This window comes from Cedecea sp. (assembly GCF_036500665.1).
Lineage (GTDB): Bacteria > Pseudomonadota > Gammaproteobacteria > Enterobacterales > Enterobacteriaceae > Cedecea.
Genome location: NZ_DASYBS010000138.1, coordinates 110,278 through 122,610, shown reverse-complemented (window position 1 = coordinate 122,610; position 12,333 = coordinate 110,278). Strand labels below are relative to the sequence as shown.

Genomic DNA, 12,333 nt, shown 5'->3' with positions numbered 1-12,333 from the left:
CAATGTCTGATTCGTTGAAGATAGTGACTTTACTGGGGAGCCTGCGTAAGGGTTCATTTAATGCGATGGTCGCTCGTACGCTGCCAAACATCGCGCCGGCAGGTATGCAGATAGACGCCCTGCCTTCCATCGGCGACATCCCGCTGTACGATGCAGACATCCAGCAAGAAAAGGGTTTCCCGAAGAGTGTGGAAGCCATTGCCGAACAGATTCGCCAGGCGGACGGCGTGGTGATTGTGACGCCAGAGTATAACTATTCGGTGCCGGGTGGCCTGAAAAACGCCATTGACTGGCTCTCGCGCCTGCCTGAGCAGCCGCTGGCCGGCAAGCCGGTGCTCATTCAAACCAGCTCAATGGGCGCTATCGGCGGCGCGCGCTGCCAGTATCACCTGCGCCAAATCCTCGTCTTCCTTGACGCGATGGTAATGAACAAGCCGGAATTTATGGGCGGGGTTATCCAGAACAAAGTTGACCCGCAGAGCGGCGAAGTAGTCGATCAAAGCACCCTCGACCATCTGACCGGGCAGCTCACCGCCTTTGGCGATTACATCAAGCGCGTGAAAGCCTGATTCCGGGCCAAAAAAAAAACGCCAGTCGCATAACTGGCGTTTTTATTTCTGCTGTCGCTTTAGTCAACAAACACAATTTTCAGCACAAACAGCAGCGCCACGATGATGACGCACGGGCTCAGCTCGCGCCAGCGGCCGGTACCCAGCTTCATGATGCAGTAGGAAATAAAGCCGAGAGCGATACCTTCGGTGATAGAAAAACTGAACGGCATCATCACCGCGGTAATAAACGCAGGAACCGCTTCGGTCAGGTCGTCCCACTTCACGCGGGCAAGACTTGACGTCATCAGCACGCCGACGTAAATCAATGCACCTGCGGCCGCGTAAGCCGGTACCATGCCCGCCAGCGGCGACAGGAAGATAACCAGCAGGAACAGCAGGCCAACCACGATAGCGGTCAGGCCGGTACGCCCACCGACGGAAACGCCGGAGGAGCTTTCGATGTAGGCGGTAACCGATGAGGTGCCAAAGAAGGAACCGGTCACGGAGGAGATACTGTCAACGAACAGCGCCTGCTTCATGCGCGGGAATTTGCCCTTCGCATCGGTTAACCCGGCTTTATCCGTCACGCCAATCAGGGTGCCGGAGGAGTCAAACAGGTTGACCAGCATGAAGGAGAAGATAACGCCCGCCAGCCCCAGGTTCAGGGAACCGGCCAAATCCACCTGGCCCACAACGCTGCTCACGCTTGGCGGCGCAGAAACGATGCCATGATACTGCACGTCGCCCAGCAGCCAGCCCAATAGCGTGGTAACCACGATAGAGACCAATACCGCCGCGTGGATATTGCGGGACGCGAGAATAGCGATGATAAAGAAGCCCAGCGCGCCGAGCAGTACGCTGTGGGAAGTCAGGTTCCCGATGCTGACCAACGTCTCTTTATTGGCCACGATAATCCCGGCGTTTTTCAGCCCCATCATACCGATAAACAGGCCGATACCGCTGGTGATCCCCACGCGCAGGCCAAGCGGGATATTGGCAATCATCCAGTAGCGAACGCGGAAGATGGTCAGCAGCAGCAAACCGACTGCCCCCCAGAAAATCGCGCCCATACCCACTTGCCAGGAAATGCCCATCGCACCGACCACGACAAAGGCGAAGAAGGCGTTCAGGCCCATCGCCGGTGCCAGCGCAACCGGCAGGTTGGCGAAGATACCCATCAGGATGCTGCCAAAGGCCGCAATCAGGCAGGTGGTAACAAACACGGCCTGGGTGTCCATACCGGCGGCGCCGAGGATCTGTGGGTTAACAAAGACGATGTACACCATCGTCAGAAAGGTGGTGAACCCGGCGATCACCTCGGTACGGGCGTTAGTACCGTGTTCGCGTAATTTGAACGCGCGTTCGAGCAGCCCCGGCGTTGTTTCCGGAGTGGACTGTGGTTGGCTCATTATCGGTTTCCGAACTAAAAGAGGAAAAAATACGCCGCTATCCTATACCAAAAATGGCAGGGGATAACGCAAATCATCCACTTTTTTCGCTGAAATTCCCGCAACGGGATCGATTGCGTTGCGCAAAAAGCATAGAGTAAACGTTAAACCTGAGAGAAAGGAAATGGCATGTCCCGGATAGAAGCGGTGTTTTTTGACTGCGATGGAACGCTGGTCGATAGCGAGGTCATCTGCTCTAAAGCCTACGTGCATATGTTTGCGCAATACGGCATTCAGCTTGCGCTCGAAGAGGTATTTAAGACCTTTAAAGGCGTCAAGCTCTACGAAATTATCGACACCATCAACGCCGAGTACGGCACCAGCCTGCCTAAGCCCGAGCTTGAGGCGATTTACCGTGCCGAAGTCGCCCGCCTGTTTGACAGCGAGCTTCAGGAAATCGCCGGGGCAAACACATTGCTGGCACAGATCAAAAAGCCGATGTGCGTGGTATCCAACGGCCCGGTCAGCAAGATGCAGCATTCTCTCGGCAAGACCGGGATGCTCGACTACTTTCCGGATGCCCTGTACAGCGGTTACGACATTCAGCGCTGGAAGCCGGATCCGGCCCTGATGTTCCACGCGGCAGAGCAGATGAAGGTGGGCGTGGAGCACTGCATTCTGGTGGATGATTCTATGGCAGGTGCGCAATCGGGCGTTGCGGCGGGAATGGAGGTGTTTTACTTCTGCGCCGACCCACATAACAAGCCGATCGATCACCCAAAGGTAACAACGTTTACCGATTTGGCTGAATTACCGGCGCTGTGGAAAGCACGGGGCTGGGAAATTACTGCGTAGGTTTTTTTAATCCCCTCTCCCTTTTAGGGAGAGGGTTAGGGTGAGGGTCAAAAACTAAAGGAACATCCCGCCGGACACTTCAATCCGCTGCGCATTCATCCAGCCGGTCTCATCGCTGAGGATCGCCGCAATCGCATCGCCAATATCATCCGGCTGCCCTACGCGCCCCAGCGCGGTTTGCGCGGCGATAGCTTTCGACACATGCTCGTTATCTCGCACGATACCGCCGCTGAAATCGGTAGCAATAGCGCCCGGTGCGATGATATTCACCGCAATCCCGCGTGAGCCCAGCTCTTTGGCCTGATACTTAGTCAGCACTTCCATCGCCCCTTTCATCGTGGCGTAGGCGGCTTTACCCGGCAGCGAGAAACGGGTCAGCCCGGTAGACACATTCAGAATGCGGCCGCCGTCTTTAATCAGCGGCAGAAGGCGCTGGGTCAGGAAAAAAGGCCCTTTCAAATGGATGTTCATTATTTCATCGAACTGCGCTTCGGTGGTCTCGGCAAACGACGCTTCAAGACCGATTCCTGCGTTGTTCAATAAATAATCAAACGTATCTCGTTGCCAGACGTTACTCAGCGTCTCTTTCACCTGCTCAACGAACCCTGCAAAAGTGGATGAATCGCCGACGTTGAGCTGTATTGCTGCGGCTCTCACGCCTTTTTGCTCAATTTCACGCACAACATCTTCGGCTTCCTGCTGCTTACTGTTGTAAGTCAGAAGAACACCGATTCCTCTTGCGGCCAGCTTCAGCGCTGCGTTTTTACCTAATCCACGGCTGCCGCCGGTCACTAAAGCGATACGTTGACTCATGATAAACCCTTTATTTGGCTGTCAGGACATTGAGGTACAGCTTATTAGCTGATACATAATCAATAAATACGGCCAGGTGCGCCTCACTGTTTCAATTTCAACAACAATGTGGTGATAAGATGGATAAAATACACGCAATGCAGCTTTTCGTGAGAGTCGCAGAGCTGGAGAGTTTTACCCGCGCCGCAGACACGCTTGGGCTGCCAAAAGGTAGCGTCTCGCGCCAGGTTCAGGCGCTGGAAACCTCGCTCGGCACGCGCCTGCTGCACCGCACCACGCGCCGGGTTCAGCTCACCCAGGACGGCATGGTTTATTACGAACGCTGCCGGGACCTGCTAACCAATCTCGACGAGCTGGATGGCCTGTTCCAGCACGATCCTGCCAGCGTCAGCGGGCGAATCAGGGTCGATATGCCCGTCACGCTGGCGCGCGGCCTGATTATTCCTAAACTGCCGGGATTTCTGCAGCAGTATCCGGGCATAGAGCTGGAGCTTAGCAGCAGCGACAGAATGGTAGATGTTGTCCGGGAAGGGTTTGACTGCGTGGTACGCGTGGGCCACCTCAAAGACTCGGGCCTGGTAGCAAGACCGCTTGGGAAATTCACCATGATTAACTGCGCCAGCCCGGACTACCTCAGCCGCTTTGGCTACCCTGAAAACCTGGACGATCTGGCTTCGCACGCGCTGGTGCATTACGCCCAAAACCTCGGCACTCGCCCGCAGGGCTTTGAAGTCTGGCTGGATAAAACAACGCAGTGGGTGAAAACCGGCGGCCTGATTACCGTCAACAGCACGGAAACTTACCAGGCGGCCTGCGCTGCCGGGCTGGGTATTATTCAGGTCCCACGCGTGGGCGTGAAAGCCCAGCTAAAAGAAGGCAGCCTCGTGGAGATTCTACCGCAGTACCGCGCCGAGCCGATGCCGATTTCGCTGCTTTATCCGCATCGCCGCAACCTCTCCCGGCGGGTACATTTGTTTATGGAATGGCTAACCGGCGTACTCAAAGCCTATGTAGATTAGCGTTATGGCTATAATTTCCTTAAGATCCTGCCACTGCAAAAGGAAAATTGACCCGATGACGACGCCGGATAACCGTGAAAAACGCCCAACCAACGAGCTCGAATACGAGCCTGTTGTACCTATCGAGACTCAGCAGGATGAAGCTCAAAGCGACCCCGCAGAAAACGAACCGCTGGTGAAGCTTAAAACCAGCAACGCCGCGGTGAACAGCACCATATCCGCGGTCAACAAAACGGTCAGACAGCCGATGATTGCTCACCTGCTGCGTGCGGCCGAACGCTTTAATGACCGGCTGGGGAACCAGTTTGGCGCCGCCATTACCTACTTCTCGTTTCTGTCGCTGATCCCCATCATGATGGTGGCGTTCGCGGCGGGCGGCTATGTGCTTGCCTCACACCCGACGCTGCTCGAAGATATTTTTGCCAAAATCCTCGAGAACGTCAGCGACCCAACGCTTGCCGCCACGCTTAAAAACACCATCAACACTGCGGTTCAGCAGCGCACCACCGTTGGCCTGGTCGGGCTGCTCATTGCCCTCTACTCCGGCATTAACTGGATGGGCAACCTGCGTGAAGCGGTGCGCGCCCAGTCGCGGGATAAATGGGAACGCAGCCCGCAGGATCAGGAAAAATTCTGGATTAAATACCTGCGTGACTTTATTTCATTGATTGGCCTGCTGATTGCGCTGATCGTCACCCTGTCGATAACCTCGATTTCCGGGTCGGCCCAGACGCTGCTGATTGGCCTGCTGCACCTGGGCGATATCGAATGGCTAAAACCGGTCTGGCATCTGGTCGGTCTGGCGATTTCAATTTTTGCTAACTACCTGCTGTTCTTCTGGATTTTCTGGCGCTTACCACGCCACCGCCCGCGCCGCAAAGCGCTGATCAGGGGAACCCTGATCGCGGCAATAGGGTTTGAGGTGATAAAAATCATCATGACCTACAGCCTGCCGAAGCTGGTCAGTTCGCCTTCCGGGGCCGCTTTTGGTTCGGTGCTGGGGCTGATGGCCTTCTTCTACTTCTTCGCTCGCCTGACGCTGTTTTGCGCGGCCTGGATTGCCACTGCGGAATACAAAGACGACCCGAGAATGCCCGGCAAAACACATAAATAATCCTGTCATGATTTCCGGTCAGGATAGGTGGCCTGCCGACCTTCAGGTTAGCAGGCCCACTTGTCTAAACCTCCGACCAGAGAACATGCCATGACAACTGCCTCCGTTCCCAAACTTCAGAAAACCGTTATTGACCCCAGCGTTCGCCTGCGGGAAACACACGTCGGCGACCAGTGCGAAATACTCGCCCACAGCGTGCTGGAATACAGCATCCTCGGCGACTTCTCCTACCTCGGCGAACACTGCTGCGTGGCCGACAGCGTTATCGGCAAGTTCACCGCTATTGCCAACCACGTGCGGCTGGGCGCGCCAAATCATCCGATGGATCGCCCCTCTCAACATCGTTTCACCTACTGCCCGGAGTACTACGCGCCCGACGTTGGCCGCGATACTTCATTCTTTGCCCATCGCCGTGAGGATCGGGTGGTGATCGGTAACGACGTATGGATTGGCCACGGTGTTATCGTCCTGCCCGGCGTGACGGTTGGCGACGGCGCAGTGCTTGCCGCCGGGGCGGTGGTCAGCAAAGACGTGCCGCCGTACACCATCGTTGGGGGTGTGCCGGCAAAACCCATTCGCAGCCGCTTCCCACAGGGAATAGCCGAAAGCCTGCAGCGCATCGCCTGGTGGGACTGGCCGCTGGCGAAATTAATGGCGCACCTGCCGGAATTTCAGTCAGGGGAGACAGCAAGTTTTTGCGCTCGCTGGGACAAGTCGGCCAACTTAGCAGATAAATCTAACTGGTAACTTTTATTTAACCTGAAACCAGTTTTATTCACTGTTTTGAAATTTTTGTGAAGCATTTCATGGAAGCTTACGCGCAGGCTTAAAAATTATTCACTTAATGCCTGTTTTTTGAGCATGCCCGCCCGCCGTGGCGCGTTGAAATGCTTCTTTTGCTATGCGTAAATGGACTTTCGTTCGCCATAAATAAGAAAAAACTATGCAAGCATCCGTTGCCACAACTCTCGATACCGGGGCTGACGCCACGCCCGTAAACTCACGCGGAAAAGTCGTTGTCGCTTCGCTGGTCGGCACGGCCATCGAATTCTTCGACTTCTATATCTATGCCACCGCGGCGGTAATTGTTTTCCCGCACATCTTCTTCCCGCAGGGTGACCCGACGGCCGCCACGCTACAGTCGCTGGCAACGTTCGCTATCGCTTTTGTCGCCCGCCCGATTGGCTCGGCGCTGTTTGGCCACTTCGGCGACCGCGTTGGCCGCAAAGTGACGCTGGTTGCTTCCCTGCTAACGATGGGCGTTTCTACCGTGCTTATCGGCCTGCTGCCGGGTTATGCCACAATTGGTATCTTCGCACCGCTGCTGCTGGCGCTGGCCCGTTTTGGTCAGGGCCTTGGTCTGGGCGGTGAATGGGGCGGCGCAGCTTTACTGGCAACAGAAAACGCCCCGCCGCGCAAGCGCGCGCTGTATGGCTCGTTCCCGCAGCTGGGTGCGCCTATCGGCTTCTTCTTCGCCAACGGCACCTTCCTGCTGCTCTCCTGGCTGCTGACCGACGAGCAGTTCATGTCCTGGGGCTGGCGTGTGCCGTTTATTCTTTCGGCGGTTCTGGTCATTATCGGGCTTTATGTCCGCGTTTCGCTGCATGAAACCCCGGTATTCGCGAAGATTGCTAAAGCCGGCAAGCAGGTTAAAGTGCCGCTGGGCACGCTGCTGACCAAACACCTGAAGGCGACCATCCTCGGCACCTTCATCATGCTGGCAACCTATACGCTGTTCTACATCATGACGGTCTACTCCATGACCTTCAGTACCGCGCCGGTTCCGGCAGGCCTTGGCTTCTCACGCAATGACGTGCTGTGGATGCTGATGATGGCGGTGATTGGCTTTGGCGTGATGGTGCCGATTGCAGGCTACCTGGCGGATGCTTTTGGCCGCCGCAAGAGCATGATAGTGATAACCAGCCTGATGATTCTGTTTGCGCTGTTCGTCTTCCCGCCGCTGCTGGGTTCAGGCAGCCAGGCGCTGGTGATGGCCTACCTGCTGATCGGCCTGAGCCTGATGGGGCTGACCTTTGGCCCGATGGGCGCGCTGCTGCCGGAGATGTTCCCAACGGAAGTCCGCTATACCGGCGCCTCATTCTCCTACAACGTCGCGTCCATTCTTGGCGCTTCCGTCGCACCGTATATCGCGACCTGGCTACAGGCTAACTACGGCCTGTTCTACGTCGGCGTTTATCTGGCCGCGATGTCCGCGCTGACGCTGATTGCGCTGCTGCTGAGCAAAGAGACCCGCCACCAGTCGCTGTAAATTTTACCCTCACCCTCTCCCTAAAAGGGAGAGGGGATGAAGAGAGAAACCTGACCAAAAGGGAAAGGGGACGCTGATTTCCCCCTCGCCCCTTCGTGGAGAGGGCTGGGGTGAGGGGAAGCTTCACTCACTTCTTCATCTGCCCCAAAATCGTTCGGCACTGATTGTCGCTGCCTTCAGAAGGCGAGATCAGCGCGACCAGCGCCGCCGCTGGCGTAACCAGCGTTGCAAGCGCGGCGGCCACCGCACCACGAACAATGAGCGGCCCGGGCTTCACGCCCGCGTCCGGGCTCTTGAACGTGCCGCGCACGTAGAGCGGTGAACGCAGGGTAATAATACGAATCCCTTTGCTCTCCGGGTCGATGGTCAAATCCAGGCGCTCGCTGGCAAAGTTGGTGCTGCCGGTCACGTTGATCAGGGCGTTTTCGGTATCAAAGGCGAAAATCCTCGGCGTCGCGATCCCGTTACGCAAATCCAGGTTCGCGGCGGCGCAGTTTATCCGCACCTCATCGTCGCCAAAAATCTTCCCGACAATATAGTTCCCGACGTTAAGGCCGACGATTTCCATCAGGTTACGGCTGATAAGCCCGTCGTTCATCAGCAGCTTCAGACTACCGTTGCTGGTGCCCAGCAGCGCGGCGACAGAGTTACCACGCCCGCTCAGGTTAGCGTCACCGTTCAGCTCACCGAGCGTTTTCTGCATCGACTCCACCTTCGGCATCAGCTGTTTAAGCTGCAGGCGGCGAGCCTGGATATCCGCTTTCCCCTGCATCGGCTTTTTGTCGCCTTCGAGGTGGATATTCGCATTGATGGTGCCCCCCGCCATGCCGAATTTCAGCGGCTGCAGACGCAGGTCGGCGTTATTCAGGATCACATGGGTCGAGAGGTCGCTAAGCGGCAGCGTTCCGCTGTGCTCGATGCGCTGCCCTTTAAAGCGTACGTCGGCATCCATCACGTTCCATTTATCCGTTTCAAAGCGATCGTAAGGCAGCACTTTGTCGGCGGGCTGCGCCGTGCTGTCGCCCCGCTGCTGTTTGGCTTTTTTCGTTTTCTCGGCGCCCTTCCCGGAGTCCACGCCAATCAGCGGCCCTAAATCGGCCAGCCGCAGCTGCTTAGAGACCAAATCGCCTTCCAGTTTCGGACGAGGTTTGCCCTGGCTGTAGGTCAAAGACCCGTGAATATCGCTGTCGCCAATGCGCCCGTTAAAATCCTGATAACGGAATTCTGAGCCTTTTTCCGAATCTATTTTGGCCAGCAGATGGCCGTCGGTTTCAAACGGTGGCGTATCCGGCAATAAAACGCCGGTCAGCGCGTAAAGGTTACCGAGCGAGTCGCCGGAAAACTTGAGTCTAAGGTCAACGCCACCCATCTTCATCGGGTCATTAACCGTCCCGACAAAAGCCACACGTGAAGTCCCCGAACGCACGTCAGCCTGTACCGGGAACGCACTATCGCTTTCACTGGTCAGCGCCAGCATGCCGCCAATTTTGCCGCTGCCCGCGACCGGCTGGCCGTTGTAATGGCCATTCACCTTCAGGCCAAACACATAATCAGCCGCCTTCGCCGCATCTTTTCCCTGTGGCTTTTGGCCGGAGACTTCACTAAACGGCAGCGGTTTACCCAGCGGGTCGACGAGGATCGTCAATTCCGCCTTTGTCACCTTGTCGTCCACCGCAATCCGGCCTTTATCAAACAGGATGTTATCCAGGCGGAAAGACCAGCTGGACGGTTTTTGGTTGGGATCTTTCGCGTCAGAGCCGGCGAAATTGAAGGTCCAGTTATTGTTTTTTTCCGACAGCCGGATAAGCCGCGCATCAGGTTCAACCAGCTTTATCCAGGGGATGTAAACCGTTTTGGTGAGCAGCGCCAGCGGAGCCAGGGTTGCATCGACTCTCGGCAGATGCACCATGGTAACCTCAGGAATACCAGGCGGGTTGCCAAGGAGAATGTCTTCGGCGTGAACGTGCGGCCACGGTATCCAGCTGCGCCAGCCTGATTCGTCTTTATTGCGTTCCCAAACCACGCCCAGATCGCCACGGATGGCAAAGGGGCGGTTCAGCTCTGTCGAGACTTTTTGGTTGATGGTTGGTTTCAGTCGGTTCCAGTCAAACGTCGCAATCACGACGATCGCCACCACAACCAACAACAAGAAAATCCCGGCGACTACACTGCCAATTTTACCTGTTCTCGTCATCCCTCTTACCTCTCCCGATGCCGGTCTGCCTGACTAAAAGATAGTTCAGCGTGACCAAAACGACATCAGGGGAAGCGAATCAGAACATGTTCAAGGTTTTCGAAAGGGACCGGACGGGAAAGAAAATAGCCTTGTGCTGCATAGGCAGGAGATGACTGGACATCTCGCCATTCATCAATAGTTTCAATGCCTTCCACAATAACGCCTTTACAATATCGGTTCATCAATTGCAGCAGCATGGTAAATAAATTACGCCCTTCATCGCTTTTTCGCAGCATGATGAAAAGTTCTCGTGCCACCTTGATGTAGTCATAGCGCACTTCGCTCAGTGCGGAAAAGTTTGCGAGACCGGTTCCAAAATCATCAAGCCACAGCGGGCCAAACTCGTGCATGCCTGCAAGGGTCGCCGCCTGCGGTAAGTTGATATGCTCAACCAGCTCAAAACGCACCCACGGCAGCCTGGCGATCAAATCGAGGATCGGCTGATGCTGTTTCATCGCAATAAGCGTAGGGCCATCCACATTTACCGATGCCAGGATGTCATGGCCGATAAAGGTCTGTTCCCACGCTTCCAGCAGGCGGAGCTGCTCTTCAACAACGTCAAGACGCTGGCGGCCAGGAATAGAGGAGAAATAGCGATCGGGCGGAATACGTACCTCCGCGTCGCTCGGGTGAGTAACCACCGTTAGCAGTTCAACTGCCATCAATTTCCCGTCTGTTTTATATATCGGCTGAAAAGTGTAACGACGCTGGCATTGCAGCCAAAACCGCCGTTCCTGCAAACTTTCAACGCTCGCCTCAAGCGTATGCAGCCTGTGAGTAATCTGCTTCAACTTCATCTGTACATCCTGTTTGACCTGATGACTCTACGTGGCTCGTCGAAAGGTTATCGGCGTGGCAATAGAGAACTTTATGTTCGCTTTCGCAGCAAAATGTACTACACCGATTTTTGTCACAATCACAATAACCTGGCGCACATCAAAAATTTTCGAAACGCTGTTTTAAAATATTTGACTCAATTTTCACCAGGACGGAGAATGCAAAAAACAGTTTTTTTGTTCATTTCATCATCAGGTTTCCTATGTCTACCCATAAAATTGCCGTCATTGGCGAATGCATGATCGAACTGTCACAGGATGGCGCCCAGCTGCATCGCGGTTTCGGTGGCGACACCTTAAATACCTCTGTCTATCTGGCTCGCCAGGTGGATGACGGTGAGCTTGCCGTGTACTACGTCACCGCCCTTGGCGAGGACAGCTTTAGCCAGCAAATGCTGGACACATGGCGTCAGGAGCGGCTGCACACCGGGCTTATTCAGCGTCTGGAGCATCGCCTTCCAGGCCTTTATTACATCGAGACAGACGCCAGCGGCGAACGCACCTTCTACTACTGGCGAAATGAGGCCGCGGCCCGCTTCTGGCTCGAAAGTGAGCAATCATCTGCTATCTGTGCTGAGCTTGCGCAGTTCGACTATCTCTATCTGAGCGGGATAAGCCTCGCCATTCTCAATGAAGCCAGCCGGGCGAAACTCATGGCGCTGTTGAAAGAAGCCCGCGCCAACGGCTGCAAGGTGATTTTCGATAACAACTACCGCCCACGCCTGTGGGCAAGCCGGGACGAGACACAGCGCGTTTATCAGCAGATGCTGGTCTTTACCGATATCGCTTTCCTGACGCTGGATGATGAAGACTTGCTGTGGGGCACCGCCCCGGCAGACGAGGTGATTCGCCGGACGCACGCAGCAGGCGTAGAAGAAGTGGTGATCAAGCGGGGCGCAGAGCCTTGTCTGGTGTCGGTAAGAGGCGAAAACGTACTCGAAGTCCCCGCCCTTCGCCTGGCGAAAGAAAAAGTTGTGGATACCACCGCAGCAGGGGATTCGTTTAGCGCAGGCTATCTGGCGGTACGTTTAACCGGAGGAACGACAGAAGAGGCCGCGAAACGCGGCCATCTGACGGCAGGAACGGTGATTCAGTATCGCGGGGCGATTATCCCGCTGGAAGCAATGCCCAAATAAGTTGACCCTCACCCTAACCCTCTCCCTGAAAGGGAGAGGGGAAGAAAAGAAAACTTTTACACGAATTCCCCCTCTCCCCTATGGTGAGAGGGTCGCCGTGAGGGGCTGCTCCGGCA

Annotated in this window: 11 protein-coding genes; 7 read left to right on the top strand and 4 right to left on the bottom strand. The window is 55.7% G+C overall.

The window, feature by feature from the left end; all coding sequences use genetic code 11:
* The first annotated feature begins 2 nt into the window (after positions 1–2).
* Positions 3–569, top strand: a complete 567-nt coding sequence (locus VGM55_RS22175; RefSeq protein WP_331636711.1) for an NADPH-dependent FMN reductase — start codon at positions 3–5, stop codon at positions 567–569.
* Positions 570–628: 59 nt separating this feature from the next.
* Here VGM55_RS22175 and VGM55_RS22170 read toward each other — a convergent pair whose 3' ends face one another.
* Positions 629–1,960: an NCS2 family permease gene (locus tag VGM55_RS22170; RefSeq protein WP_154187380.1), complete on the bottom strand. Its 1,332-nt coding sequence runs from the start codon at positions 1,958–1,960 to the stop codon at positions 629–631.
* 168 nt (positions 1,961–2,128) lie between these two features.
* Between VGM55_RS22170 and yieH the strand changes: the two genes are divergently transcribed.
* Positions 2,129–2,794, top strand: coding sequence for a 6-phosphogluconate phosphatase (yieH, locus tag VGM55_RS22165; RefSeq protein ID WP_154187379.1), 666 nt, complete (start codon positions 2,129–2,131; stop codon positions 2,792–2,794).
* Between the two features lie 54 nt (positions 2,795–2,848).
* Here yieH and VGM55_RS22160 read toward each other — a convergent pair whose 3' ends face one another.
* Entirely contained in the window at positions 2,849–3,607 is a 759-nt protein-coding gene (locus VGM55_RS22160) for an SDR family NAD(P)-dependent oxidoreductase (protein WP_331636710.1), read from the bottom strand.
* Between the two features lie 119 nt (positions 3,608–3,726).
* Here VGM55_RS22160 and VGM55_RS22155 point away from each other — a divergent pair, with 119 nt between their 5' ends.
* From VGM55_RS22155 to VGM55_RS22140, 4 genes are all read left to right on the top strand, one after another.
* The gene (locus VGM55_RS22155; protein WP_038477559.1) at positions 3,727–4,626 is read left to right on the top strand and encodes a LysR family transcriptional regulator; all 900 of its coding nucleotides are present in this window, start codon (positions 3,727–3,729) and stop codon (positions 4,624–4,626) included.
* 55 nt (positions 4,627–4,681) lie between these two features.
* Positions 4,682–5,740 carry an inner membrane protein YhjD gene (yhjD, locus tag VGM55_RS22150; protein ID WP_331636709.1) on the top strand — a complete coding sequence of 353 codons (1,059 nt, stop codon included), beginning with the start codon at positions 4,682–4,684 and terminating at the stop codon, positions 5,738–5,740.
* A gap of 90 nt (positions 5,741–5,830) precedes the next feature.
* On the top strand, positions 5,831–6,487 hold the full coding sequence (locus tag VGM55_RS22145) for a DapH/DapD/GlmU-related protein (protein WP_154187375.1): 657 nt from the start codon (positions 5,831–5,833) through the stop codon (positions 6,485–6,487).
* Between the two features lie 196 nt (positions 6,488–6,683).
* Positions 6,684–8,009 carry an MFS transporter gene (locus tag VGM55_RS22140; RefSeq protein ID WP_154187374.1) on the top strand — a complete coding sequence of 442 codons (1,326 nt, stop codon included), beginning with the start codon at positions 6,684–6,686 and terminating at the stop codon, positions 8,007–8,009.
* A 127-nt stretch (positions 8,010–8,136) separates the two neighbouring features.
* Here VGM55_RS22140 and VGM55_RS22135 read toward each other — a convergent pair whose 3' ends face one another.
* Together VGM55_RS22135 and pdeH are read right to left on the bottom strand one after the other, a co-directional pair.
* Positions 8,137–10,203 (bottom strand): AsmA family protein, encoded by a 2,067-nt coding sequence (locus VGM55_RS22135; RefSeq protein ID WP_154187373.1) that lies wholly within the window; start codon positions 10,201–10,203, stop codon positions 8,137–8,139.
* Positions 10,204–10,268: 65 nt separating this feature from the next.
* Positions 10,269–11,042, bottom strand: a complete 774-nt coding sequence (pdeH, locus tag VGM55_RS22130; protein ID WP_331636708.1) for a cyclic-guanylate-specific phosphodiesterase — start codon at positions 11,040–11,042, stop codon at positions 10,269–10,271.
* 242 nt (positions 11,043–11,284) lie between these two features.
* Here pdeH and VGM55_RS22125 point away from each other — a divergent pair, with 242 nt between their 5' ends.
* The gene (locus VGM55_RS22125) at positions 11,285–12,217 is read left to right on the top strand and encodes a sugar kinase (protein ID WP_331636707.1); all 933 of its coding nucleotides are present in this window, start codon (positions 11,285–11,287) and stop codon (positions 12,215–12,217) included.
* Positions 12,218–12,333 lie beyond the last annotated feature (116 nt).

Coding starts and splice junctions, on each gene's coding strand:
- VGM55_RS22140 (WP_154187374.1), top strand. CDS start 6,684: ATGCAAGCATCCGTTGCCACAACTCTCGATACCGGGGCTGACGCCACG.
- VGM55_RS22135 (WP_154187373.1), bottom strand. CDS start 10,203: ATGACGAGAACAGGTAAAATTGGCAGTGTAGTCGCCGGGATTTTCTTG.
- VGM55_RS22160 (WP_331636710.1), bottom strand. CDS start 3,607: ATGAGTCAACGTATCGCTTTAGTGACCGGCGGCAGCCGTGGATTAGGT.
- VGM55_RS22125 (WP_331636707.1), top strand. CDS start 11,285: ATGTCTACCCATAAAATTGCCGTCATTGGCGAATGCATGATCGAACTG.
- VGM55_RS22170 (WP_154187380.1), bottom strand. CDS start 1,960: ATGAGCCAACCACAGTCCACTCCGGAAACAACGCCGGGGCTGCTCGAA.
- VGM55_RS22145 (WP_154187375.1), top strand. CDS start 5,831: ATGACAACTGCCTCCGTTCCCAAACTTCAGAAAACCGTTATTGACCCC.
- yieH (WP_154187379.1), top strand. CDS start 2,129: ATGTCCCGGATAGAAGCGGTGTTTTTTGACTGCGATGGAACGCTGGTC.
- VGM55_RS22175 (WP_331636711.1), top strand. CDS start 3: ATGTCTGATTCGTTGAAGATAGTGACTTTACTGGGGAGCCTGCGTAAG.
- yhjD (WP_331636709.1), top strand. CDS start 4,682: ATGACGACGCCGGATAACCGTGAAAAACGCCCAACCAACGAGCTCGAA.
- VGM55_RS22155 (WP_038477559.1), top strand. CDS start 3,727: ATGGATAAAATACACGCAATGCAGCTTTTCGTGAGAGTCGCAGAGCTG.
- pdeH (WP_331636708.1), bottom strand. CDS start 11,042: ATGAAGTTGAAGCAGATTACTCACAGGCTGCATACGCTTGAGGCGAGC.